19 protein-coding genes, 3 tRNA genes and 1 pseudogene are annotated in these 23,912 nt (G+C 60.2%); 17 read left to right on the top strand and 6 right to left on the bottom strand.

The window, feature by feature from the left end:
- Window positions 1-33 precede the first annotated feature (33 nt).
- Window positions 34-603 carry a hypothetical protein gene (locus ABH944_RS40065; protein ID WP_404613918.1) on the bottom strand — a complete coding sequence of 190 codons (570 nt, stop codon included), beginning with the start codon at window positions 601-603 and terminating at the stop codon, window positions 34-36.
- Window positions 604-916: 313 nt separating this feature from the next.
- Between ABH944_RS40065 and ABH944_RS40060 the strand changes: the two genes are divergently transcribed.
- Together ABH944_RS40060 and ABH944_RS40055 are read left to right on the top strand one after the other, a co-directional pair.
- Window positions 917-1,240, top strand: a complete 324-nt coding sequence (locus ABH944_RS40060) for a hypothetical protein (RefSeq protein WP_404613920.1) — start codon at window positions 917-919, stop codon at window positions 1,238-1,240.
- A gap of 274 nt (window positions 1,241-1,514) precedes the next feature.
- Window positions 1,515-1,913 carry a hypothetical protein gene (locus tag ABH944_RS40055; RefSeq protein WP_404613987.1) on the top strand — a complete coding sequence of 133 codons (399 nt, stop codon included), beginning with the start codon at window positions 1,515-1,517 and terminating at the stop codon, window positions 1,911-1,913.
- 98 nt (window positions 1,914-2,011) lie between these two features.
- Here ABH944_RS40055 and fabI read toward each other — a convergent pair whose 3' ends face one another.
- Window positions 2,012-2,809 carry an enoyl-ACP reductase FabI gene (fabI, locus tag ABH944_RS40050; RefSeq protein ID WP_404613922.1) on the bottom strand — a complete coding sequence of 266 codons (798 nt, stop codon included), beginning with the start codon at window positions 2,807-2,809 and terminating at the stop codon, window positions 2,012-2,014.
- 218 nt (window positions 2,810-3,027) lie between these two features.
- On the opposite strand from fabI, the gene ABH944_RS40045 reads away from it, so the two are divergent.
- From ABH944_RS40045 to ABH944_RS40010, 8 genes and pseudogenes are all read left to right on the top strand, one after another.
- Window positions 3,028-4,893, top strand: a complete 1,866-nt coding sequence (locus ABH944_RS40045) for an extracellular solute-binding protein (RefSeq protein WP_404613924.1) — start codon at window positions 3,028-3,030, stop codon at window positions 4,891-4,893.
- 61 nt (window positions 4,894-4,954) lie between these two features.
- Window positions 4,955-5,986: a microcin C ABC transporter permease YejB gene (locus tag ABH944_RS40040; RefSeq protein WP_404613926.1), complete on the top strand. Its 1,032-nt coding sequence runs from the start codon at window positions 4,955-4,957 to the stop codon at window positions 5,984-5,986.
- The gene (locus ABH944_RS40035) at window positions 5,940-7,094 is read left to right on the top strand and encodes an ABC transporter permease (RefSeq protein ID WP_404613927.1); all 1,155 of its coding nucleotides are present in this window, start codon (window positions 5,940-5,942) and stop codon (window positions 7,092-7,094) included. The genes ABH944_RS40040 and ABH944_RS40035 overlap by 47 nt, the downstream gene beginning before the upstream one ends.
- Window positions 7,091-8,689: an ABC transporter ATP-binding protein gene (locus ABH944_RS40030; RefSeq protein WP_404613929.1), complete on the top strand. Its 1,599-nt coding sequence runs from the start codon at window positions 7,091-7,093 to the stop codon at window positions 8,687-8,689. The genes ABH944_RS40035 and ABH944_RS40030 overlap by 4 nt, the downstream gene beginning before the upstream one ends.
- A 184-nt stretch (window positions 8,690-8,873) precedes the next feature.
- Complete coding sequence (locus ABH944_RS40025) at window positions 8,874-9,509, top strand: C40 family peptidase (RefSeq protein ID WP_404613931.1); 636 nt, start codon at window positions 8,874-8,876, stop codon at window positions 9,507-9,509.
- Between the two features lie 610 nt (window positions 9,510-10,119).
- Window positions 10,120-12,946 (top strand): annotated as a pseudogene (locus tag ABH944_RS40020) (xanthine dehydrogenase family protein molybdopterin-binding subunit).
- Window positions 12,943-13,551 carry a (2Fe-2S)-binding protein gene (locus ABH944_RS40015; RefSeq protein ID WP_404613933.1) on the top strand — a complete coding sequence of 203 codons (609 nt, stop codon included), beginning with the start codon at window positions 12,943-12,945 and terminating at the stop codon, window positions 13,549-13,551. Before ABH944_RS40020 ends, ABH944_RS40015 begins: the two are co-directional and overlap by 4 nt.
- The gene (locus ABH944_RS40010) at window positions 13,548-14,783 is read left to right on the top strand and encodes a c-type cytochrome (protein WP_404613935.1); all 1,236 of its coding nucleotides are present in this window, start codon (window positions 13,548-13,550) and stop codon (window positions 14,781-14,783) included. The genes ABH944_RS40015 and ABH944_RS40010 overlap by 4 nt, the downstream gene beginning before the upstream one ends.
- A 37-nt stretch (window positions 14,784-14,820) precedes the next feature.
- Here the strand turns inward: ABH944_RS40010 and ABH944_RS40005 are convergent, their stop codons facing one another.
- Entirely contained in the window at window positions 14,821-15,777 is a 957-nt protein-coding gene (locus tag ABH944_RS40005) for a patatin-like phospholipase family protein (RefSeq protein ID WP_404613937.1), read from the bottom strand.
- A 276-nt stretch (window positions 15,778-16,053) separates the two neighbouring features.
- Here ABH944_RS40005 and gltX point away from each other — a divergent pair, with 276 nt between their 5' ends.
- The 5 genes from gltX to ABH944_RS39980 all read left to right on the top strand — a co-directional run bounded on the left by gltX (window position 16,054) and on the right by ABH944_RS39980 (window position 18,853).
- Window positions 16,054-17,460 carry a glutamate--tRNA ligase gene (gene gltX / locus ABH944_RS40000; protein WP_404613939.1) on the top strand — a complete coding sequence of 469 codons (1,407 nt, stop codon included), beginning with the start codon at window positions 16,054-16,056 and terminating at the stop codon, window positions 17,458-17,460.
- 162 nt (window positions 17,461-17,622) lie between these two features.
- A tRNA-Ala gene (locus tag ABH944_RS39995) sits at window positions 17,623-17,698 on the top strand.
- Window positions 17,699-17,921: 223 nt separating this feature from the next.
- Window positions 17,922-17,997: transfer RNA gene (locus ABH944_RS39990), tRNA-Glu, on the top strand.
- 72 nt (window positions 17,998-18,069) lie between these two features.
- Window positions 18,070-18,146: transfer RNA gene (locus ABH944_RS39985), tRNA-Asp, on the top strand.
- A 242-nt stretch (window positions 18,147-18,388) separates the two neighbouring features.
- Entirely contained in the window at window positions 18,389-18,853 is a 465-nt protein-coding gene (locus ABH944_RS39980) for a GNAT family N-acetyltransferase (protein WP_097262139.1), read from the top strand.
- A 4-nt stretch (window positions 18,854-18,857) separates the two neighbouring features.
- Here ABH944_RS39980 and ABH944_RS39975 read toward each other — a convergent pair whose 3' ends face one another.
- On the bottom strand, window positions 18,858-19,718 hold the full coding sequence (locus ABH944_RS39975; RefSeq protein WP_404613942.1) for an AraC family transcriptional regulator: 861 nt from the start codon (window positions 19,716-19,718) through the stop codon (window positions 18,858-18,860).
- A 162-nt stretch (window positions 19,719-19,880) separates the two neighbouring features.
- Between ABH944_RS39975 and ABH944_RS39970 the strand changes: the two genes are divergently transcribed.
- Window positions 19,881-20,297, top strand: a complete 417-nt coding sequence (locus ABH944_RS39970; RefSeq protein ID WP_404613944.1) for a gamma-glutamylcyclotransferase family protein — start codon at window positions 19,881-19,883, stop codon at window positions 20,295-20,297.
- Between the two features lie 75 nt (window positions 20,298-20,372).
- On the opposite strand, the gene aceB is transcribed toward ABH944_RS39970, so the two are convergent.
- Window positions 20,373-21,968, bottom strand: a complete 1,596-nt coding sequence (gene aceB / locus ABH944_RS39965) for a malate synthase A (RefSeq protein ID WP_404613946.1) — start codon at window positions 21,966-21,968, stop codon at window positions 20,373-20,375.
- Between the two features lie 61 nt (window positions 21,969-22,029).
- Window positions 22,030-22,809 (bottom strand): haloacid dehalogenase type II, encoded by a 780-nt coding sequence (locus tag ABH944_RS39960; RefSeq protein WP_404613948.1) that lies wholly within the window; start codon window positions 22,807-22,809, stop codon window positions 22,030-22,032.
- Between the two features lie 134 nt (window positions 22,810-22,943).
- Here ABH944_RS39960 and ABH944_RS39955 point away from each other — a divergent pair, with 134 nt between their 5' ends.
- Window positions 22,944-23,846 carry a LysR family transcriptional regulator gene (locus ABH944_RS39955; RefSeq protein WP_404613950.1) on the top strand — a complete coding sequence of 301 codons (903 nt, stop codon included), beginning with the start codon at window positions 22,944-22,946 and terminating at the stop codon, window positions 23,844-23,846.
- The last annotated feature ends 66 nt before the right edge of the window (window positions 23,847-23,912 follow it).

Raw genomic sequence — 23,912 nt, 5'->3', positions numbered from 1 at the left:
ACGGCGGTACGTTTTCGACTATGGTGTGCGCTCTCAACGCGAGCGCGATGCCCGATGCATCGACGCATGCATGCGGGTGACAAACCAGAGACCCAGCTTGAGTGTGTAGATGATCATGAGCGTACCGCTCAGGTCACCGATGAACATCACGATAAAGCGCTCCCCGAGATTGGCGGTATCGCCGCTCAATGCACACCACGCTTGCAGCATTGCCGGGCCCGCGAGCGAATAGAGCACCACGAGGACCAACAGACGTCCAGCCGTGAGATTCACGAGCGACGCGCTGAGTCCAAGTTTGCGCGTGGCGAAGAAATACACAAGATACGGCGCGAGCGCCGAGATAATGCCGCCGAATGCCGCGCGAACCGGATCGTTCGGGAAATAATAAAAGAAACAACTGATCCAGGACGCAATGAGTATCCCGATCGCACCCAGCCCGCCGAATAACAGCGTGCAGAGCAGGCGTATGCCGGCAGGCAGGTAGATCCAGTTGATGCCGCGCACGAACTCCGAATGGCTGAAGATCCATTCGTTAGCGACCAGCATCAGCAGGAATATAAGAGTGGTGCCGCAGACCACGGCGAGGCGATGACGGATATGCATGGATGAATCAGAAGCCCAAACACGCCCGCGAGAAAGGTGGAAACGTCCCCCGCACATTGCGAACGTCATTCGGGCTGCGATGATTGACGAATCTAAATGCTGTAGTGGTGCAATTCTACCAGCGCGCGTTCAACCCCTTGCGGTCCGTGCGCAAGCAAAACAGCGTCCCGGCGCGAGAGGGCACCCGGTTAAAGAAATGTTGTGTCACACCCTGTTGGCAGTCGTAATTCGGAGTTACCAACTTGAAACATTTGGCCCGGGTCCTTCCGCTAAGATTTACTCAACGAACCTACTCCGTTGAGGTGCACTTCAAATGAACAACAAACTAAAGACTTCCATTTTTGCCGGCGCGGTTGCAATCGGGGCGCTCGGAATGTCCAGCGCGGCAATGGCCCAAGTGCATCTTGGGATCAATATCGGCGTGCCCGCGCCGGTCTACGTCGCACCGCAACCGGTGTATGCGCCGCCGCCTCCGCCGGTCGTCTACGCACCGCCGCCGCCGGTGTATGCTGCGGCGCCAGTCGTGGTAATCGGCTGGCATGGCGATCGTTACTGGGACGGCCGTCGCTACTGGAACCGTAACGACTGGTACCGCTATCACGGCGGTCCGCGATACGACCATCGCGGCTGGCACTAAACACCAGCCGCAATACAATACCCGTCAGACATCTGGCCCAAAGGCCATCCGGCGAAAGCCGGGTGGCCTTTGTCTTTCCTGCGCCGGCCTGTTTTTCCATCCGGCGCCGCGCGATTTGCGGTTTTTCATCATGTAACAAAGAGTAAGCTTTCCGCAGACGATACCTGCTCGCCGAAGAACAACTTACAAAGTTGAAGTACCGGATTGAAGGCGATCCGCTATATTCGCTTCCACCTGAACAATGACGGCCAGAGGCGCGCCTTACATGAACAAGATAAAAAGCATCCGGATCCTGACTGGCGTTGCCGGTCTGTGCCTCGCTACACTATCCGGCTTTGCCCACGCGGCCGACGTGCGGCTGGGGATCAACATCGGTGTTCCGGCACCGGTCTACGTGGCGCCTCAGCCTTATTACGCGCCACCGCCGCCGCCGGTGATCTATCAACCGGCTCCGGTGTATGTGCAGCCGGGCTTGGTGATCGGCTGGTATGGCAACCGTTACTATGATGGTCACCGCTATTGGGGGCGTGACGAGTGGTATCGGCACCACGGTGGCCGTCCGAACTATGGACCATCGTATGGTCACGGCGGTCCGGGATACGGAGGGCATGGTGGAAATTACGGACACGGAGGCAACAACGGCCACCATGGCAACAACGGCTACCGTAATTAGACACCCTGGTCGGACGCACTAAAAAGGCCGTCGCGCGCAAGCGGGACGGCCTTTTTGATTTCATCGGCGGCTGGAGGGGAGGGCCGCCGTTGTCGGGATTACTCTGAAACCGCCTGTGCGCCCATCCCCCCGACCACGGCATTAAAGCCGCTATCGACGTGGATGATCTCGGCGCTCACGCCGCCCGCCAGATCGGACAACAAAAACGCCGCCACATTGCCAACCTGATCGATGGTCACATTGCGCCGCAACGGTGCGTTGTTCTCGACGAACTCGAGAATCTTGCCGAAGCCCTTGATGCCGCTTGCCGCCAGCGTCTTGATCGGACCCGCCGAGATGCCGTTCACACGCACGCCCGTGTCTCCGAGTGACACGGCCAAATACCGCACGCTGGCTTCAAGCGATGCCTTCGCCAGACCCATCGTGTTGTAGTTCGGGATCGCGCGCTCGGCGCCAAGGTAGCTCAGCGTGAGCAACGAGGCATCCGGGGACAACATGGACCGCGCTGCCTTGGCGAGCGCCGGGAAGCTGTACGCGGAAATATCGTGGGCGATGCGGAAGTTCTCACGCGTCATGCCATCGAGGAAATTTCCTGCAATCGCTTCACGCGGCGCAAAGCCGATGGAATGCACGAGACCGTCGAGCGTGTCCCATCGATCTTTCAGCGAGATGAAGAGGGCGTCGATTTCCTCGTCGCTGCCCACGTCGCATGGAAACACGAGATCACTGCCGAATTCGGTCGCGAACTCGGTAATGCGGTCCTTGAAGCGGTCTCCCACATAGGTGAATGCGAGTTCGGCGCCTTCGCGCTTACAAGCAGCCGCAATGCCATAGGCGATCGAGCGGTTCGACAACAAGCCGGTCAGCAGAATCCGTTTTCCAGCAAGAAATCCCATGAATGCTCCTTAAGAAGTCGATATCACACGTGCGCCGGACTGAGCGCGCGCAAGCCTTGCGCACGTCGTTACAATGCCCGGGACCGTGGTTTTAGTAGAATTCTCTCACATCGCTTAAGGCGCGCAGCGCTCGGGGCGCCGCGAGCGAGCACTGAGCCGGCTCTGAACGGCAGGCTGTTTTTCCGATCATCGTTTCACTGGTACTTAAAAAGGCACTCATGGCGACTGGCTCCCGACGGGTCCTCGGTCTTCTGTTTAGTAGCTTGCTGATCGGCTTCGGCGGGCTTGCGGTACCGAAAGCGGCATTGGCCGTGTACGCCATCGCGCAGTATGGCGAGCCGAAATATCCCGCCAATTTCAAGCACTTCGACTACGTCAATCCGGACGCGCCCCGCGGCGGCACGCTGGTTCTGGCGAACCCGGACCGGCTCACCAGCTTCGACAAATTCAACCTGTTCACGCAACGCGGCAACCCGGCGCCCGGGCTTCTCTATGTGTTCGAGAGCTTGACAACGGGCAGTCTTGACGAGGTATCGACGGCTTACGGCCTCCTCGCTGATGACATCCGCATCGCCCCCGACGGCCTCTCCGTCACGTTCCACATCAACCCCAAGGCGCACTTTTCGAACGGCGACCCCGTCACCGCCGAGGACGTCAAATACTCGTTCGATACGCTGAAAAGCCCGCAGGCCGCGCCGCAATATGCAGTGTATTTCGGGCAGATTTCACGCGCGGTGGTTCTCGATCCGCTGACCATTCGCTTCGATTTCAAGGTGCGCACGCGGGAGATGCCGTTTATCGCGGGCGCGATTCCGGTGTTTTCGCACAAGTGGGGCATGAAGCCCGACGGCAGTCACATTCCTTTCGATCAACTCGCGTTCCAGAAGCCGATAGCAAGCGGTCCGTACCTCATTGAACAATACGACAACGGCCGCACGATCACCTACAAGCGCGATCCGGCGTATTGGGGCAACGCGTTGCCGGTGCGTGCAGGTATGTTCAACTTCGAGCGCATTAACTACAAACTCTATTCGGATGGCGTCGCGCGGCTTGAAGCGTTCAAGGCCGGCGAATATGACGCGCTGGTCGAATATATCGCGCGCAACTGGGTGCGCCGCGACATCGGCAAACGCTTCGCCAACGGCGAGCTGATCAAGAGCGAATTCCGCAATCACAACGGCACGGGCATGCAGGGGTTTTACATCAACTTGCGCCGGCCGATTTTCCAGGACGTACGCGTGCGCCAGGCGCTCGATCTTGCGTTCGATTTTCAGTGGCTGAACCGGCAACTGTTTTTCAACCAGTACACACGTACCGACAGCTTCTTTGCGAACACCGACCTGCAGGCGACGGGTAAGCCAAGCGCGGGCGAACTCGCGATCCTTTCGCCGCTACGCGCGCAACTCGATCCCGCCGTATTCGGCGATATGGTGAAGCAACCGGACACCGATCCGCCCGGTTCATTGCGCTCGAACCTGATCAAGGCGCGCAAGCTGCTGGCCGACGCGGGCTGGACCTATAGGGACGGTGCGTTGCGCAACGCGAAGGGCCAGCCGTTCGTGTTCGAGATCCTTGACGACACGGGCGGCGGGGCGTCGATGGAACCTGTTGTCGCCACGTACCAGCGCAACTTGCAGAAGCTCGGGATTGTCGCGAATTTCCGCACGGTCGACTTTGCTCTGATCCAGAAGCGGCTCGACGCCTTCGACTTCGATATGACCAGCCTGCGCATGCCCGACGTGCAGATTCCGGGTACCGAACAGGAGTCGCGTTTTGGCAGCAAGTCGGCGGATCAGCAGGGCTCGGATAACATCAACGGGCTGAAGTCGCCGTCGGTGGACTCGATTGTGCATACCTTGCTTGGTTCGCAGACACGCGAACAACTGCTCGATGCCACCCACGCGCTCGACCGGGTCCTCATGCATGGCTACTATGTGATCCCGCATTGGTATTCGGCGACGCACCGGGTGGCGTATCGAAACGCGCTCGCGCATCCGGCGACTTTGCCGCTGTATTACACCGCCGAAGACTGGATCACATCGATATGGTGGTTCAAGCCACCTGCCGCTGCGGCCGCGAAGTAGGTCTACGCAGATAAGTCACGCAGCCAAGCCACACACTCAATCACTCAAGCGGACCGCGCCCATGTGGAGCTACATCCTGAAACGCATCTTGCTGATGATCCCGACCTTGCTCGGGGTTCTCACGCTCACGTTCGCGGTGATCCAGTTCGTGCCGGGTGGACCGGTCGAGCAGGCGGTGCACGAATTGCGGCGCGGCGAAACCAGGAGCTTCGGCATGCGCGCGCATACGGGCGTGGATCAACAGCAGATCGCACAACTTCGCGCGCTATACGGCTTCGATAAACCGCCGCTCGAACGCTACTGGCTGATGCTCGGGCGCTTCGCCCGTTTCGATCTCGGCGATAGCTATTTTCGCCATCAAAGCGTGTGGTCGCTGATTGTGTCGAAGCTGCCGGTGTCGATCAGCATCGGCGTGTGGACGTTCTTTATCACTTACCTGATATCGGTGCCGCTTGGGATCGCGAAGGCAGTGCGCAACGGGTCCACGTTTGATGTCACCACCAGCTTGCTGGTGCTTGTTGGCTTTGCCATTCCTGGTTTCGTGCTCGGTGTGCTCCTGCTCGTGCTGTTCGGCGGCGGCTCGTTCTGGCAACTGTTTCCGTTGCGCAACCTCACGTCGGACAACTGGGCTACGTTGAGTATCGGCGGAAAAATAACCGACTATCTATGGCACATCACCCTGCCCGTGATTGCGTCGGTGGTCGGCAGCTTCGCGGTCGTGACCATGCTGACCAAGAACGCGTTCCTCGATGAAATCCGCAAACAGTATGTGCTGACGGCCAGGGCCAAGGGGTTGTCGGAGAGAAGGGTGTTGTGGAAGCACGTGTTTCGCAACGCGTTGTTGCCGCTGATCGTCGGTTTTCCGGGTGCGTTCATCGCGGCATTCTTCACGGGCAGCCTGCTGATAGAAACGCTTTTCTCACTCGATGGCCTCGGCCTGCTTTCCTATGAGTCCGTCGTGCGGCGCGATTATCCGGTCGTGCTTGGCACGCTGTATCTGTTCACGCTGATCGGTCTCGCCGCCAAGCTGATCTCCGACCTTTGTTATGTCTGGGTCGACCCGCGCATTCAATTTGAACAACTGGAGCGCTGAGTTGAACCGTTCCCTGCTCCGCACACCTCAAGACAGCGACGCCCAACCGCTTAGCGTGCCGGTTTCGATCACGCCGGGACAACGCGTCTGGCGACGTTTCAAACGCAACCGGCTCGGCTACTGGAGCCTGGTGATTTTCGTGATCGCGTTCGCGATCAGTCTTGCGGGACCGCTGTGGTCGAATGACAAACCATTGGTCGTCCGTTATCAGGGGCATCTTTATTTTCCGCTGGTCAAGACGTATGCGGAGACCACGTTCGGCGGCGATTTTCCGACTCCCGCCGATTACCTCGATCCCTATATTCGCGACCGCTTCAGCGAGGGCAGCAACTTCGCTGTTTATCCGCCGAATCACTATTACTACGACACGCTCAATTACTTTTCGAAGGCCGCGAATCCGGCGCCGCCATCGCGTGAAAACTGGCTCGGCACCGACGACCGCGGCCGCGATGTGTTCGCCCGGTTGCTCTATGGTTTTCGTGTATCGGTCATCTTCGCGCTGGTCCTGACGGCGATAGGCACTGTGCTCGGCCTGCTGGCCGGCGCGGTGCAAGGTTACTTCGGTGGTCGTACCGACCTGGCCGGGCAGCGTCTGATCGAGATATGGAGTGCACTGCCGGAGTTGTATCTGCTGATCATTTTTGCGTCTATCTTTGAGCCGAGCCTGGTTTTGCTCGTCGTGCTGTTGTCGTTGTTCGGATGGATTGCGCTATCGGACTATGTGCGCGCCGAGTTCCTGCGCAACCGCACGCAGGATTACGTGCGGGCGGCGCGGGCAATGGGGTTGTCCAACGCCCAGATCATCTGGCGTCACATCCTGCCAAACAGCCTCACCCCCGTTATTACGTTCCTGCCGTTTCGCATGAGCGGGGCGATCCTTGCGCTGACCAGCCTCGACTTTCTCGGTCTGGGCGTGCCGCCGCCCACGCCGTCGCTGGGGGAATTGCTCGCGCAAGGCAAGGCGAATCTCGACGCGTGGTGGATCTCGCTGTCCACCTTCGGCGTGCTGGTTGCGACCTTGTTGCTGCTCACGTTCATGGGCGACGCGCTGCGTAACGCGCTCGATACCCGTATCTCCGATGCTGTCAAATCGGGAGGTGGCCAATGAGCCCGCCGCTGCTGGAAATCGCGGATTTGCGGGTGCGTTTCGGCGAGACCTTCGCCGTCGATGGCGTGAGTCTCAAGATCGAAGCCGGCGAGCGTGTGGCGCTGGTCGGCGAGTCGGGGTCGGGCAAGAGCGTGACGGCGTTGTCCATCCTGCGGCTTTTGCGCGATGCCGAGCTGAGCGGTTCGATCCGCTTTGACGGCCAGGAACTGCTCACCAAAAGCGAACCCGCAATGCGCAAGCTGCGCGGCTCCGACATTGCGATGATCTTCCAGGAGCCGATGACCGCGCTCAACCCGCTGTACACCATCGGCGACCAGATCGTGGAGACGATCGTGCTGCACGATGGCGTGTCCGCTCGCGACGCCCGCCGCCGGGCGATCGACCTGCTCGCGCGGACGGGGATCACGGAGCCGGAAAAACGCATCGACCGATACGCGCATCAGCTCTCGGGCGGGCAGCGCCAGCGCGCGATGATCGCGATGGCGCTCGCATGCCGCCCGCGTCTTCTGCTCGCTGATGAACCCACGACCGCGCTGGACGTGACCATCCGCGCACAGATCGTGGAATTGCTGCTGGAGTTGCAGCGGGACGAAGCCGCGTCGCGCGGCATGGCTGTGCTGCTGATCACGCATGATCTCAACCTCGTGCGTAAATTCGCGCAGCGTGTGGCGGTGATGGAGCAGGGCGTGCTCGTGGAAAGCGGCACGGTGCAGGACATATTCGCGTCGCCCCAGCATCCTTATACGGTGCGATTGCTTGAGAGCAAGCCCGAGCGCAAGGTGTTGCCGGTGCTGCCGCTGTCGCCCGTATTGCTCGACGCACAAGAGGTGTCCGTGGAATTCGCGACGAAGGTGCCGGGCGTGGGCGGCTGGTTCCGGCGCGGCGCATTCAAGGCGGTGGATCGGGTGTCGGTGACGGTGCGGCAGGGTGAAACGCTGGGTATCGTGGGCGAGTCCGGTTCCGGAAAGTCCACCCTGGCGATGGCGCTATTAGGTTTGCAGCGGACGTCGCACGGCAAGGTGGAGTTTCAAGGCCGCTTGCTCGTCGACTATCGTGGCCGCGAAAAAACGGTCCTGCGATCAAATATGCAAGTGGTGTTTCAGGACCCGTATAGCTCGCTGTCCCCGCGCCAGACGATCGAGCGAATAGTGGGGGAGGGGCTGGCGCTGCATCGTCCGGAACTCGATGCCGCCGCACGCCACGCCAAGGTGGTGGCCGTTCTGCGTGAAGTCGGAATGGACCGTACGGCGCTCAACCGATACCCGCACGAGTTCTCCGGCGGCCAGCGGCAGCGCATTGCCATCGCCCGTGCGCTGGTGCTCGAACCACGCATTCTGATCCTCGACGAACCCACCAGCGCACTCGATGTATCAATTCAGCATCAAGTTTTGCGTCTGCTTGCCGATATACAACGGAAGTACAACCTGGGCTACGTGTTCATCAGCCATGACCTGGAGGTCATCGGCGCGATGGCGCACCGGGTGGTGGTCATGCAGAACGGAAATGTTGTCGAAACAGGTGATGTGGAGAATATTTTTGCGATGCCGTCGCACGAGTACACAAGAAAGCTACTGAAAGCGGCGATCGCGGCCTAATTTTCACCAATTAGGTGCGTATCTCAATTGTATTTTTCTATGCCTTTTGACATGTAAATAATATCTGGCTAGTATCAAGCCAACTTTTCCGCATGACTCTGATTTTTCAGTCTTTTTCACCAAAAACTACCGACCGATGCAGCAATTAACTTTGACTCAGACATGCGCGCGAGCAGCAGCCAGCATGTTGATCGGCCTGATGATGACAGCAACTTCCGGTGCGTTCGCCGACGAAGTCAGCAATTCAAGCCAAAATGCCAGCAATGGCATATCTGCGTCGACCAAAGCAGCTAACGACATTTATCCCGTTGCCGACTCCGGCAATGTGACAAGCAACCCATCCAGCGGCACGCGTTCTTTTCTTTCCGGCATGGCGAGCAAGGCGGGCGACGTAGTCGTTGGCGCGCTCAATATGATCGGTGTGCGTTATCGCTGGGGCGGCAATACGCCGGATTCCGGTCTCGATTGCAGCGGTTTCGTGCGCTACGTGTTTCAGGACACGCTGGGCATGACCTTGCCGCGGCGTGCGGAAGAGATGAGCCGGGTTGGCGAGAAGGTTCGCGTGAGCGAGCTGAAACCGGGTGACCTCGTGTTTTTCAACACAATGCGTCGCTCGTTCTCGCATGTCGGGATTTATATCGGCGACAACAAGTTTGTTCATTCGCCGTCCACCGGCAGCACGATCCGTGTGGACGACATGGACAACAGCTATTGGGAAAAGCGGTATACGGGCGCTCGGCGTGTTGAAGCGACCTTCCCGATTGACGGCGTCGACCTGCGTCAGCGTGTCAGCGCCACGATTGGTAACAACGACAACTAAGCCGTTGTTCCCAATCTGACCGGTTGCTGATAACCGGTACGGTGTACAAAAGCCTGCCTTTCAAAAAGGGCGGGCTTTTGTCGTTGCCGGGTGATTTGGCGTGCGCGTTGGTAGTCCCCGACGATCGCCGTACCGCGCTCATGCACACACTCACGCAATCAATCGGCTATCTCGCCCGAAAACCGGTCTGACCGGGCCACATTCGGATGCTTCCGAGTGACATTGATGCCATGCATCACAATGAGTTTTCACCCGCAACACCGATCCCCGCGCAGCACAAAACTTGACATGCCTATCGCTGCCTGAGGGCAAGCTTCGCACGTACAATCGCCAACCTTTCCCGGGCATACCGAACGCTCCGCAGTAACAGGATTTTGCTCAAAGGCAAAGTCTGAAAAAGCCAGCCAAACGTTGAAACAGGCTGGTGCAAATTCTGGCACGTTGACGAACCCGAAGTGCGATTACGATCCGGGATACCCGGTTATCGGATCCTCTCGTACCGGATCAAGCGGTTATATGAATAAATTAATCATTTCGGAATGCAAAATAAAAACTGCAACTCGAAACAGCGTGGCTTGAAGCACTCAGCCGATTACCGAAGGAGAGGACTATGAGAGAACTCGACCGATCGCGTCGTGGTTTTCTGAAGGCGAGTGCAATTGCGGGACTGACCGTCATTATTGCGCCGCTCGGCAGTCGCGCATTTGCTGCGCTATTTGAAGAAAAAATCCTCACGCCGATTCAGTGGGATACAGCCAGCGGCAGCGCGAAGTTTCGTATCGACGGAATTGCGAAAGTTACCGGCTCGAAGGTATTTGCGCGCGACGTGCGCGCGGCCGACATGCCGCACTGGCCGAACCAGCAATCGCACGCATTCATATTGCGCACGACTCAAGCCGACAGGACGTATGAGGGTTTCGACCTGAGCTTGCTCGGCGATGAGCTTCAGCCGGACCGGGTGGTCACGGCGGCAGAACTTGCCCGCGACGGTCTTGCTTTCCCCGCCTTCTATGGCGACGACATGCTGCTGCCGCCGGGCAAGACACCTGCGTATCTTGGCCAGGCCGTGGCCATGCTCATCTATCGCGATTTCGCGCGCTTCCGGTTTGCCAAAGACAAGCTTCAGTTCCGCGATGAAATCATCCGCTACGGCGAGAAGACCGGGCCGCTGCAACGCGATCCGTGGGGCACGTTCCGTTTTGTGCGTGTGGGTGGATCGACGGCGTATGACGAGGACACGTTCTCGAGCCTGAAGGACACCATGCTGTTCCCAAGCGCGATGCGCAAGCACGAGCCTGTGTGGGCGGCGGGACGGCAGGACGGCAAGCTCGACGAGCAGGGAATGTTCTACGCGCAAGGCATGCAGGGCGAACTCGATCATCCGCCTGCGGACTGGCTGGTGCTGGAACGCAACTACAGCACGCAATCCATCGATACCGCCGCGCTCGAACCCGACAACACGAACTGCTGGTACGACGTTACGACGCAATCGCTGCACATGGTCGTGCCGACACAAGGTCCGCACGAGGTCGCCGAGAGCGCTGCCGGCATGGCGGCAAAGAGCCGCTTCCCGGTGAAGAACCTGTTCGTGCATCCGGTCTATACGGTCGGCTACGGATCGAAGGATCACTTCACGGTTCCGTTCTACGGACTCGTCGCGGCCATGTATGGCGACGGCCGGCCGGTACGGCTTGCATTTGACCGCTATGAGCAATTCCAGACATCGATAAAACGCCATGCATCGAAGATGCGTTATCGAATCGGGATTGATAAGAAAACCAACCCTCTGCAGTCGTTCAAGGTTGAGTTCGAAGTCGACGGCGGCGGGCGCTGCAACTTCTCGCCATCGGTGGCCATGGTGGGGCATCCGCCGCGCAGTCGATCTACTACTTCCCGAAGAGCGACCTGACGGGCGTGGCGATCGCCTCGCGTGCCATCGACGCCGGGTCGGCCCGCGGCTACGGCACGCTGCAGACCATGGCTGCGACGGAGATGCTGATTGATGAAATGGCAACGCAGCTTGGGCTCGATGCGATCGACCTGCGGTTGAAGAACGCGCTGCGTTCCGGCATGAAAATACCCAGGGCGCGATTCCCGCGGGTGCAATTCGGGTTGATGAAGTTCTGCAGAAAGCCAAGGTTCACCCTCTGTGGACCGGGCGCGCGCAGAAGAAAGCGGAGTATGAGCTGACGCATCCGGGCAACCGCTATGGGGTGGGCTTCGCGTGCACCCAGAAGGACTTCGGCACGGGTGCGGAGTCGTCGTTCGCCAAGGTTGAAATCGCGGCAGACGGCAAGATCACCTTGCATCATACGGGCGCCGAGATTGGGACGGGCGTGTCGACATCCCAAGCAATCGCGTGCGCGAAATGGCTCGGCAAGCCGGCCGCCGAGGTGCGCATGGCGATTATCGACTGGCCCGAGTTGCCGATCGTGACCAGCGGCGACCCGTACATGATGTCGCAGGGCGAGCAGGACAAGCTGTCGGCGAATCCGCGCTGGTCGCCGGGGTTGATATCGCCCGCGAGTGCGACGAATTCGGCTTTCTACTTCACGCATAGCACGCATGAAGCGGCACGCGTGGTCTTCACGCACGGCTTGTGGCCGGCCGCGATGGCGATATGGAGCGGCGGCATAGGCGGCGGTCAGGCGGCGCCGCTCGTCGTGCGTCGTGAAGAAGCGCGCTGGGTGGAAGGCAAGCTGACGGTGGCAGGTCTGGAACCGTTGCCGCTCGAACAACTCGCGAGCAAAGCGCATGACCTGGGGCTCGTCACGGGCGCGGTCGTCCACGTGTTCAATCGGTGGCAGTGGAGCGAAGCGGAATTCGACATTGATGGCGTGACGGAGCGTTTGCCCGTCGACGGCCTGTCGCTGCTTCTCGGCGCGGGCAAGGCCGGAGCCAGGTCAGGCGCTGCACCCGTCCCGCCCGTTTATCGCGCCCTCGATCGCAAACGTGTGTTCATTGCTCCGGTCAGCCGTAACAACGCCGCGGTCACCTACTACAGCGCGGTTGGAACACTGGTCGGACTCGCGGTGAACGAAGCCAGCGGCCACGTCAGCCTGCTCTCGCATCACTCGATCATGGAGTGCGGCAACATGCTGTCGCCGCAGCTCGTCTCAGGCCAGTTGCAAGGCGGCCTGGCGATGGGCATTGGACACGCGCTGCATGAATACCTGCCGCTCTACGAAGACGGTCCCGGCAACGGCACCTGGAACTTCAACCGCTATCACCTGCCGCGTGCAAGCGATGTCGCCGTCTGGGCCCAGACCGGCGAAGTGCTGCCGCCGTTGTCCGAGACCGATCCGCCAAAGGGCATTGCAGAGGTGGTGATGATTCCGGTCGTCGGCGCCATCGTCAACGGTATCGCTCATGCCATCGGGCATCGTTTCAACGACTTGCCCGTAACACCGCAAAACATTCAGGAGGCGCTCGCATGACCGCTGCCAACCCCACCACTCCTACGCCGCTCACGCGCGAGGCGTTGCACCTGCCCCTGATCCGGATGAAGCCCATTTCGCTGACGATCAACGGTATCGCCACGGGTCCGATCCAGACCCCTGACGGGCTCATGATGATCGACTTCCTGCATGAGTACGTGGGCCTGACCGGCTCGCGGCTGGGCTGCGGGCAGGGCGTCTGCCACGCCTGCGTGGTGATTCTCGACAAGCCTGACGGGTCGAGCGAAGAAGTGCGCACGTGTATCACGGGCGCGCATTTCTTCGATGGTAAAAAGGTGCGGACCATTGAAGGCCACGCCAAACGCAATGAGCAGGGCGAGGTGGTGGAACTCTCGCCGGTGCAGCAGAAATTCCTCGAACACTTCAGTTTCCAGTGCGGCTACTGCACGCCGGGATTCGTCAATGCGGCGACGGTGTTGATCGAGCGGCTGAAGCGCGAGCCGATTGCCAAAGAACGGGTGGAGCACGAGATCACGAAAGCGCTTGATGATCACATCTGCCGCTGCACCGGCTACGTGCGCTACTACGAGGCAGTCAGGGACGTTGTGCTGAGTACGCCCGGACTTGTTAAGGATTCCGCATGAACCTGGCAATTTCACTTCGCCTTGGCGCGCTTGCGCTATGCGCCGCCGCGCTGTCGGCTTGCAGCGAACGCCCTGATGAACCGGTGGCTTCCACGCATGATTCGGCCGCCGAGCAGATCGCCCGCGGCCGTTATCTTGCAAAGGCGGCCGATTGCGCCGCCTGTCACACGATTACCGGCGGCGCACCGTTTGCCGGCGGCGTGAAGCTCGCGTCGCCCTTCGGTAGCTTCTATGGTACGAACATCACGCCTGACCCGGTGCATGGCATCGGCAAGTGGAGCGCTGCGCAGTTCTACAAGACCCTGCACGATGGCGTGGCGCCTGACAAGCAGCTCTACCCGGCGATGCCCTACACGTCTTACCGGTCGATGTCCCGCGCAGACAGCGACGCCATCTATGCATACCTGATGGCGCAGAAGCCGGCCGCTGTACCGAACCACGAGCCCGATTTGAAGTTCCCGTTCAACGTGAGGGCTGCGGTGATGTTCTGGAACATGCTGTTCCTCAAGGACACGTTGCCGGATGCGTCGGTGGGGAGTTCGGCCGACTGGAACCGCGGACGCTATCTTGCCAATGCGCTGGGTCACTGTGCCGAATGCCACACGCCGCGTGGGGTGTTCGAGCAGATGAACGGCGCGAAGGCGCTGCAGGGTTCGACGCTCGGCCGTGTCGAGCCACCGGATATCACGCCCGCTGGGTTGGCCGCGCGTGGCTGGACCGGCGCCGACTTGCAGACATTCTTCGCAACGGGAATCAGCCGGCAGGGCCCGGCGTTCGGCGAGATGCATCCGGTGGTGATGCTGAGCACCCAGTACCTGAGCCCGGGCGATTTGCGCGCGCTGTCGACCTATATGCTCGGCGATGCGCCGCCTCCGCCCACGCCGGTGCAACCGGGTTCCTCCGATGCCGCGCAAGTGGCGGCCGGGCGGACAAGCTATGTTGCCGTGTGTGCGGGGTGTCATGGACGCGAGGGGGAGGGCAAACCTCACGTGGCGGTATCGATGCAAGGGAGTTCGACGCTGCGCCAGCCCGATCCGCACAACCTGATCGTCGCAATGCTCGATGGCATGGACGCCGCCGAATTCGCGGGTACGGAGAGCATGCAGGCAATGCCGGGATTTGCCACCACGCTTAGCGACGACGAACTCGCGAATCTGGCCAACTACCTGCGTTCAGGCTGGGGCGGCCAGCCGGGCGATGTAACCGCAGCGAACGTCAAGGCGTTGCGCTAAGCCCGGTTTTGCGAGGGCAGGAAGCGCTACCGTCTGATCAAACGGTAGCGCCTTTCGCCGCCATTTGCCGTTGCAGTTCCGGCCAGATCTTGGCGACCGCTTCCTCGCCGGCGAGAATGGCTGCATTGCGCTGACCGAAGTCGCTGCCGCTCATGGCGGCAAGGTTTGGGCGGATGACGAAGTCGGCGTATTTATCGAGTTCGTACGCCTTGATGGTCTGGCCCATGATCGTGAAGGTCTGCATCAGCACGTCGAACGAGCTTTGCGTCAACCCTGTCTCGGGACGCGCCGAAATATCCACCGCGATCACAAAATCCGCGCCCATCTTGCGTGCGAACGACGCCGGCACCGGGCTCACCAGGCCGCCATCCACGTACTCGTGGCCGCCGATCTTCACGGGCTCGAAGATGGACGGCACGCTGCACGACGCGCGCACGGCAATGCCGGTATTACCGCGCTGGAACAGGATCGGCTGGCCGGTTTTCAGGTCCGTCGCAACAATGCCGAGCGGTTTTACCATCTTCTCGATTGGCCGGTTATCGAGGGTCTTGTTCAGATAATTCTGCAGCGCGACGCCTTGCAGGAAGCCGCGTGTGCGGAACGGCATTGCCCAGTCGCTGATCGACGCTTCGTCCATGGTCAGCGCGAGCTTGTTGATGGCAATACCGCTCATGCCTGACGCCGATAACGCCGCGATCACCGACCCCGCGCTCGTACCGCTCAGCAGGTCCACGTTCAGGTTGCGCGCTTCGAGCGCCTTGATCACACCGACGTGCGCAAACCCGCGCGCCGCACCGCCGCCCAGTGCCAGGCCGATCCGCACAGGCCGCTGGGGTGTGCTCGCGGCCGGTGTTGTCGGCGCGGCCGGCGTGACGGCGGTGGTGGAGCTTGTCGTCGTGGTGCAGGCCGTGAGTACGGCCGATGCGCAGCCGAGAGAAAACGCGCGCCGCGACAATTGGGGCAGCGACGAAAGCGGGGACGACGATGTTTTCAAGGAGTTCTCCTGCGATGCAACGAGGACGAGCGTGGAGCGTGGGGGCCGTCCATGCAGGCTGGTTAGCCGCTTGGTCAAGCCATCCAGTGACGGCGCACATGATAAAACATGATGGGCTGGGAAAGCGGGCCAAAAGCGCTGGCGGGTATAATTCACACTCGTTTCGACCGCTCGCGACGTTCGTCCAGAAGACGCGCCGAAGCCGGTCCCCGATGTATCGCTTGCCTGGCTCCTCCCGTGCCGGCACGCGCATTTGAGCTATCGAGCACACCGCACATGACCCAAGTCCGTACCCGTTTCGCTCCCAGCCCGACAGGCTTCATCCACCTCGGCAACATTCGCTCCGCGCTTTATCCGTGGGCGTTCGCGCGCAAGATGAAGGGTGTTTTCGTGTTGCGCATCGAGGATACCGACCTGGAGCGCTCGACCGACGCATCCGTCGACGCCATCCTTGAAGGCATGGAATGGCTCGGCCTCGAGTACGACGAAGGCCCCATCTACCAGATGCAGCGCATGGACCGCTATCGCGAAGTGCTGAAGCAGATGCTCGACCAGGGCCTGGCCTACCACTGCTACATGTCGACGGAAGAACTCGACGCTTTGCGTGAGCGCCAGCGAGCGGCCAATGAAAAGCCGCGTTACGACGGCACGTGGCGCCCGGAAGAGGGCAAGGTGTTGCCGCCCATTCCCGAAGGTGTGTCGCCGGTCATTCGTTTTCGCAATCCGCTGGGTGGCGTAGTGAGCTGGGACGACGCGGTGAAGGGCACGATCGAAATCTCGAACGACGAGCTCGACGACCTCGTGATCGCGCGCCCGGACGGTACGCCCACCTATAACTTCTGTGTGGTCGTGGACGACCTCGACATGAAGATCACCCACGTGATCCGCGGCGACGACCACGTGAACAACACGCCGCGTCAGATCAACATCCTGTGCGCGCTGGGCGGTGAAGTGCCGGTGTACGCGCACTTGCCGACCGTGCTCAACGAGCAGGGCGAGAAGATGAGCAAGCGCCATGGCGCAATGAGCGTGATGGGTTATCGCGATAGCGGTTATCTGCCGGAAGCGGTCCTGAACTATCTGGCGCGGCTCGGCTGGTCGCATGGCGATGCGGAGATTTTCTCGCGCGAACAGTTCGTCGAATGGTTCGATTTGGATCATCTGGGCAAGTCGCCGGCGCAATACGATCCGGACCGGCTGAACTGGCTGAACGCGCACTACATCAAGGAAGCCGATAACGCACGGCTCGAAACGCTCACGAAGCCTTTTCTGGCCGAGCTGGGTATCGACGCCGCCATGATCGAGCAAGGGCCGCCGCTCGAGCTCGTGATCGGTTTGCTGAAGGACCGCGCCTCGACGGTCAAGGAAATTGCCGATAACGCCGCCATGTTTTACCAGGAGCCCGTGATCGATCCCGCTGCGCTCACGCAGCATGTCACTGAAACCGTGCGTCCCGCGCTCGTCGACTTGCGCCAGGCGCTGAGCGAAGTGGAGTGGAGCAAGGAAGCGATCTCGGCGGCGTTCAAGGCCACGCTCACGAGCCACAAGCTCAAGATGCCGCATCTCGCCATGCCGGTGCGCTTGCTTGTGGCGGGGACCACGCACACACCGTCTATCGACGCCGTGCTGATGCTGTTCGGACGCGAGACCGTGCTGTCCCGGCTCGACAAGGGTATTGCCTGAAGAACGAACGGGAGTGGAGAGCGGAGCATCGGCATCGGTGGGAACGGTGTCCGGTTTGCGCCCCGAGTTCGCACCCTGAGGACGAACTATTTTCAGATGCTGGGCTAAAAGGTATTTACAACTTCAAAAGTGCCCTTTAGAATCTCGTTTCTGTTCTGCAAGGGGGGTATAGCTCAGCTGGGAGAGCGCTTGCATGGCATGCAAGAGGTCAGCGGTTCGATCCCGCTTACCTCCACCACAGAACGGAAACGAAGCTTTTTAAAGCGCCAGAGCATCGGAAAAAAAGCTTCACAAGAATCACAAAGCTGTTTATAATGTCGTTCTTCGCTGCTGACTGACAAGAAACTGATTAATAAGTATCAAGCAAGATTCAAGCGATTAAGAAAGTATTAATCGAAGTTAATCAGAAGCCAGTCAGGCTTTAAGCGAAAAGAGTAAAAGACATTAACTGAAAAGTTTATGTCCCCATCGTCTAGAGGCCTAGGACATCACCCTTTCACGGTGAGTACAGGGGTTCGAATCCCCTTGGGGACGCCAAAACATCGGCGGCTGCCAGAAGCGCTGCAAGTTTGATGAGCCAACCAACCTCACGAACTGATGGAAAGAAGTGGAGCGGTAGTTCAGTTGGTTAGAATACCGGCCTGTCACGCCGGGGGTCGCGGGTTCGAGTCCCGTCCGCTCCGCCAACAAGTTGTAAAAGAAAATCCAGCTTAAGCTGGATTTTTTTCGTCCACGTTTTTGTGCGTCGCGTTTCGTCCCTCTTTCTTTTCCCGACTTCCTCCGCGGTTCCTCCGGCCCGCCATCCCGTTGCATTCTGTTGAACGTGTGGCGTGCGTGCCATCGAACGTACACGCTCGTAAAACTCTCCATTGCCAGCGCGCTCCGGCTGACTTAGTGTTGATGACTTGATTCCGGCTTTCATCGCGCAATGCTCGATCCCACCGAAGCTCTCTCGCCGTTTCAGTTGCGCCTGGCGTCGATGGACGATTTTTCGTTCGCCGAGGCGCTTACGCGCAACAACATGAACGGCTACTACCGCCGCCACAATCTCGTGTGGCGCAGCGATCTTTTCCTGGGTAGCTGGCGGGAGTCGGAAAACTTCATACTCGAGTGCGATGGCCAGGCCATTGGTGTGATGCGCGTGACGGAAGAGGACCAGTCGCTGCACATCCGTGACGTACAAGTGGTGGAGGGTTGGCGCCGGACGGGCGCGGGAACATTTCTACTCGATACCGCACATCGCTGGGCGCGCGCACGCGGATTAACCGAGACGCAGCTGCGCGTATTCGTCGATAACCCTGCTGCCCGCCTCTATATCCGCATGGGTTATAAAACCGCGGGTTCGCGACTCGCACAATTCGGCGCAATCCGGCATATGGTGCGCGGCGTTTAGCACCTTAGCGCTCACCGGGTGCGGCGGTATGACTATCATCTCTCGGCTCGCCGTCGCGGACAAAAAATGCTCGCGGGCTCTCACCAAACGCACGTCTGAACATCGCGGAAAAGGCGCTTTGGCTTTGGTAGCCAAGCAGCAACGCCACTTGTGCAAGCGGTCGTCCCTGGCTCAATAACGGAATCGCGCGCGCCAGCACTGCCTGCTGACGCCATTGCGAAAAACTCACGCCGAGTTCACGCCGGAACAAACGCGCGATGGTGCGGGTGCTTGCGCCGGCGAGCGTTGCCCAGTGCTCGAGCGAATCCGCGGAAGCAGGGTCGGCGAGAACGGCTTCGCATAGTGCCAGCAGGCGTTTGTCGGTGGGCATCGGGATCGAGAGGGGCAGCGGCCGCGAGCGCGTGATTTCATCGAGGGCGAGCGTGCCGAGCAGCCGCTCGCGTTCGCGTGAAATGGTGAGATCGTCCAGCGCAACCGCCACCTCGCGCAACAGCGGCGACACTTCGACCACGCGGCATGCGTCCAGTCCCGGCGGCACCACGCTCGCGTCTATATACAGCGTCCGCAGAAACGCGTCCTCCACGATCACCACTTCATGCGTCACGTTCGGCGGGACCCAGATGGCCCGCGATGGCGGCACCATCCACGTCGACCCCTCGGCTGCGATCCGCAATACGCCCCGCGTCGTGCACGCGACCTGCGCCCACGCGTGCGTGTGCCGCGCGATCCTGACACCAGCCGGCACGGGCCGCGAACGCACGCGGATGGGGTGCGCAAGCGTTGGCGACGACTCCGCCGGAATGTCGAGGTGCTCGACTTCTTCAGGTTGCAGCGGCTGCAGCGGTTGATCGATGGGCGTGAACATGGTTTTTAAACGCTCCTCCACCGTGATATTAAAGGCATCGAGTGGGCTTGGCTGTGAAACCGGGCGCCGGACGTGTTTCGCTTGCTGTGCAGTCGTGACATAAAGGCGGCTTCATGCGCTTGGCATAATGCGCGTTGTATCTTCAAGGAAGGAATGGAACGCATGCAACACGTATTCGTCTACGGCACGCTGCGAGCGGGCGAGAGCAACGACATTCGCCTGGCGGCAGAGCGTCATGGGATTGCCGGGCCGGCGCTGATCGGCCCGGGTCATATCAATGGACGGCTGTACGACTTCAACGCTTATCCCGGACTGGTGCTCGATTCCGCAGCGGGGCCGGTGCGTGGCGATATCTATCGAATTGATGAAACACTCGTGCCCGTGCTCGATAAAATCGAAGAGGTAGTGCCGGGTGTCATCGGCTTGTACCGCAGCGAACGGTTGGCGGTAACGGCTCGCATAGACGGCCGCGCGCAGGTTATCGATTGTCTGGTTTATCTGGTCGGCGAAGAGGCGGTGGAGGGTTTGCCGCGTATCGATAACGGCGACTGGGTGGTTTATCGACAATCGAGGCAGTGATTGTTCAACGGCGATAAAAAAGCCGCCCTGAAATTCCAGAGCGGCTTTCTTTTTATCGAAGACCAGCGATAAGTCTTAAATCTCTTCGTAAAGCGGTAACGTCAAGAACTCCGCGAACGTATCCGATGTCGACATCGCTTCGAAAATCGTTGCGGCCCGATCGTACGGTGCGGTGTCTCCGGATACGACTTGCTTCACCTTGACCAGCTCTTCCTGAGTGAAGGCGCGGACCATCTCGGCCGTTACTTTGCGGCCATCGTCGAGTTTGCCTTTCGGCGAGCGAATCCATTGCCAGACTTGAGAGCGCGAAATTTCCGCCGTCGCCGCATCTTCCATCAGGTTGTGGATCGGCACGCAGCCATTGCCCGCGAGCCACGATCCAAGATAGTGGATCCCCACGTTGATATTGCCGCGTACGCCGCCTTCAGTGATCGGAGCTTCAGGACGGAAATCGAGCAGGTCGGCAACTGCAACCAGCACATCTTCGCGTTGCTTCGCGATCTGGTTCGGCTTGTCACCGAGCACTTTCACGAACTCTTCCATTGCGATCGGCACGAGGCCCGGATGCGCAACCCAGCCGCCGTCGTAACCGTCGCCTGCATCACGCGCCTTGTCCGAACGCACGCCGCCCATGGCTGTGTCGTTGGCTTGCGGATCGTTCTTGATCGGAATCAACGCACTCATGCCGCCAATAGCCGGCGCCTGGCGCCGATGACAGGTCTTCAGCAATTGCAGCGCATAGGCGCGCATGAACGGCACGGTCATCGTGATCTTCGCGCGATCGGCGAGGCAGAAATTGGCGTCGTTCTTGAACTTCTTGATTGCCGAAAAGATGTAGTCCCAACGGCCGGCGTTGAGCCCCGACGAATGCTCGCGCAACTCGTACAGGATCTCGTCCATTTCGAACGCGGCGAGGATGGTTTCGATCAGCACGGTCGCGCGAATCGAGCCACGCGGTACGCCCACAATCTCCTGCGCCGCCACGAAAATCTCGTTCCACAGGCGCGCTTCGAGATGGCTTTCCAGCTTCGGCAGATAGAAGTAAGGACCTGCGCCGCGAGCCAGTTGCTCCTTCGCGTTGTGGAACAGGAACAGCGCGAAGTCGAAGATGCCGCCCGAGACACGCTGACCATCCACCGTCACGTGTTTTTCATCCAGATGCCAGCCGCGCGGACGCACGATCAGCGTCGCGGTTTTATCGTTGAGCTTGTACGACTTGCCGTTCTGCTCAAGCGAGATCGTGCCGCGTACCGCTTCCTTCAGGTTGATATGACCGGTTAGCTGATTGTCCCAGTTCGGTGTGTTCGAATCCTCGAAGTCCGTCATGTAGGCATCCGCGCCGGAGTTCAGCGCATTGATGATCATCTTGCGTTCGACCGGTCCGGTGATTTCAACCCGGCGGCATTCCAGCGCCTTCGGCAAGGGTGCGATCGTCCAGTCGGCATCGCGGATGGATTGCGTTTCACTCAGGAAATTCGGGCGTTCGCCTGCATCCAGCCGTTTCGTGCGTTCGGCGCGTGCCTTGAGCAAAGCTTGGCGACGCGGCTCGAATGCGCGATGCAGCGTTGCGACCAGTTCAAGCGCCTCAGGCGTCAGGATGGTCTCGTAGCCGGGCTTGATTTCAGCCGTGATGGTCATGCCCTGCGGCACGTGGGTCAGCGGGTTCGCCATGTTCTACATCTCCTTGGTCGGTCAGACGGTTTTGCGTGCTTGGTGAATCGGATGAAACCGGCTAGCCGCCCGGGTTGCGGCGCATGCGGTTGGAAAGATCGAACGGCGCGGTGTGCTGGTGCTGCGGACAGCCGGCATCGATGAAAGCAAGCAGATCGGCCATATCGCGTCCGATGCCACGCGGCAGGACGCCGAGTTGTTCCGCCGGCATTGCCATGCGGTTAAGCCAGAAAGTGGTGTAGCCAAACCATGTTGCGCCCGTCACGTCCCAGCCATTCGACGATACAAACACGATTTCCGGGGCCCCCACGCCGATAGCTTGCGTCCCGAGTGCGTAGGCAGCGGGGGCGGGTTTGTAGGCGCGTACGGCGTCTACTGAGAGGACGTGATCGAAGAGTCCCGACATGCCGGCGCTTTTCACCGCGATGTCCAGCATCTGCGGATTACCGTTCGACAGGATGGCGAGTGTCAGATCTCCCCGTTTGCGCAGGCGCTTGAGTGCCGCGACGGTGTCGGGGAATGCCGCGAGGCAAGCGTATTCGTCCATCAGGCGCTTTTCCGCGGCCGGGGTTAGCGCATGTTCCAGTTTCAGGCGCGTCGCGGCGAAGCGCAGCGCGTCGAGCGTGATCGCCCAGAACGGCTCATATCGGGCGCCGGTGGGGTCGGAAAGCGTGCGCAATTGCGTGTATTCGATCTGTTTTTGGCGCCACAACTGCGAGAGCGCATCGCCGTGGCCGGGGAACAGCTGCTCGGCGGCCGCCACGACCGAGTGCACGTCGAACAGCGTGCCGTAGGCATCGAAGATGACTGCGCGAGGAGGCGAAATCGATGTCTGTGACATGGCTGGCGCTCCGTAAGTAGGTCTCCAATCATTCTATTAGTGCGTTGAAATGACCGGAAGATACATACGGATCACTTGATCTTTGACTTTTTCACACCTAATCTGGGCGCCCTGTCATCCGAACAAGCGCGCATATGGATCGCTTCAAGCAAATAGAAACGTTCGTGGCGGTCGTCGCGAAGGGAAGCCTGTCCGCGGCGGCGCAGGCCGAGGGCGTTGCGCCTGCCGTGATCGGCCGGCGCTTGGACGCGCTTGAAGAACGGCTCGGGGTGAAGCTGCTTGTGCGCACCACGCGCCGGCTGACGCTCACGTTCGAAGGATCAGCATTCCTGGAGGATTGCCAGCGGGTCATTCATGACATGCAGAGTGCCGAGGCGAGCGTATCGGCGGGCGGGGTGAAGGCGAGCGGGCACTTGCGGGTGTCGGCGCCTGCGGGGTTCGGGCGGCGCCACGTTGCTGCGCTCGTCCCCGTTTTCACCTCGATGCACCCGGATGTGTCCATCACGCTCGACCTCACGGATCGCATGGTCGACCTGGTCAACGAAGGGTTCGATTGCGCCGTGCGGCTTGGCGAGTTGCCCGATTCGTCGCTGGTGTCCCTAAAGCTGGGTGAGAACCGGCGGGTTTGCGTGGCGTCGCCGGAATATTTGCGCGTGCGCGGCGCGCCCCTCGACCTCGACGCGCTCGCGCAGCACAACTGCCTGCCGCTTGGCGCGAGCTCGAATCAGCAGCGCGGCTGGGTGTTCCAGAAGGACGGCAGGATCGTCCAGATGCGCGTATCCGGGACGATGGAGTGCTCCGACGGCGCCGTGCTGCACGAGTGGTGTCTCGCGGGGTACGGGCTCGCATGGCGCTCATGGTGGGAAGTAGGGGATGACATCGTCCATGGTCGTCTTGTCAGCGTGCTTGAAGCGTTCGCGGCACCGCCTATCGGGATCCATGCCGTGTTTCCGCAGCGCCGGCATTTACCGCTCAGAGTCCGGTTGTTTCTCGATCTGCTGAAACATACGTTCGGGGCGCCCGGTTATTGGGGTTGAATTACAGGCCGCTTGCCCTGATCCAGTTACTACAATGAAAGTGCACGATGGCCACTGCCGAGGAGT

The organism is Caballeronia udeis, from assembly GCF_044909315.1.
GTDB classification, from domain to species: domain Bacteria; phylum Pseudomonadota; class Gammaproteobacteria; order Burkholderiales; family Burkholderiaceae; genus Caballeronia; species Caballeronia udeis_A.
Note: the sequence above shows the minus strand (reverse complement) of the source record. Positions and strands in the feature narration are given on the sequence as shown.

What these genes read in the sequence shown, in the direction of transcription:
- ABH944_RS39980 (WP_097262139.1), top strand. Translation starts at nt 18,389, where the DNA reads ATGCTCGATCCCACCGAAGCTCTCTCGCCGTTTCAGTTGCGCCTGGCG.
- ABH944_RS39955 (WP_404613950.1), top strand. Translation starts at nt 22,944, where the DNA reads ATGGATCGCTTCAAGCAAATAGAAACGTTCGTGGCGGTCGTCGCGAAG.
- fabI (WP_404613922.1), bottom strand. Translation starts at nt 2,809, where the DNA reads ATGGGATTTCTTGCTGGAAAACGGATTCTGCTGACCGGCTTGTTGTCG.
- ABH944_RS40025 (WP_404613931.1), top strand. Translation starts at nt 8,874, where the DNA reads ATGTTGATCGGCCTGATGATGACAGCAACTTCCGGTGCGTTCGCCGAC.
- ABH944_RS40065 (WP_404613918.1), bottom strand. Translation starts at nt 603, where the DNA reads ATGCATATCCGTCATCGCCTCGCCGTGGTCTGCGGCACCACTCTTATA.
- gltX (WP_404613939.1), top strand. Translation starts at nt 16,054, where the DNA reads ATGACCCAAGTCCGTACCCGTTTCGCTCCCAGCCCGACAGGCTTCATC.
- ABH944_RS40040 (WP_404613926.1), top strand. Translation starts at nt 4,955, where the DNA reads ATGTGGAGCTACATCCTGAAACGCATCTTGCTGATGATCCCGACCTTG.
- ABH944_RS39970 (WP_404613944.1), top strand. Translation starts at nt 19,881, where the DNA reads ATGCAACACGTATTCGTCTACGGCACGCTGCGAGCGGGCGAGAGCAAC.
- ABH944_RS39960 (WP_404613948.1), bottom strand. Translation starts at nt 22,809, where the DNA reads ATGTCACAGACATCGATTTCGCCTCCTCGCGCAGTCATCTTCGATGCC.
- ABH944_RS39975 (WP_404613942.1), bottom strand. Translation starts at nt 19,718, where the DNA reads ATGTTCACGCCCATCGATCAACCGCTGCAGCCGCTGCAACCTGAAGAA.
- aceB (WP_404613946.1), bottom strand. Translation starts at nt 21,968, where the DNA reads ATGGCGAACCCGCTGACCCACGTGCCGCAGGGCATGACCATCACGGCT.
- ABH944_RS40010 (WP_404613935.1), top strand. Translation starts at nt 13,548, where the DNA reads ATGAACCTGGCAATTTCACTTCGCCTTGGCGCGCTTGCGCTATGCGCC.
- ABH944_RS40045 (WP_404613924.1), top strand. Translation starts at nt 3,028, where the DNA reads ATGGCGACTGGCTCCCGACGGGTCCTCGGTCTTCTGTTTAGTAGCTTG.
- ABH944_RS40060 (WP_404613920.1), top strand. Translation starts at nt 917, where the DNA reads ATGAACAACAAACTAAAGACTTCCATTTTTGCCGGCGCGGTTGCAATC.
- ABH944_RS40015 (WP_404613933.1), top strand. Translation starts at nt 12,943, where the DNA reads ATGACCGCTGCCAACCCCACCACTCCTACGCCGCTCACGCGCGAGGCG.
- ABH944_RS40035 (WP_404613927.1), top strand. Translation starts at nt 5,940, where the DNA reads ATGTCTGGGTCGACCCGCGCATTCAATTTGAACAACTGGAGCGCTGAG.
- ABH944_RS40030 (WP_404613929.1), top strand. Translation starts at nt 7,091, where the DNA reads ATGAGCCCGCCGCTGCTGGAAATCGCGGATTTGCGGGTGCGTTTCGGC.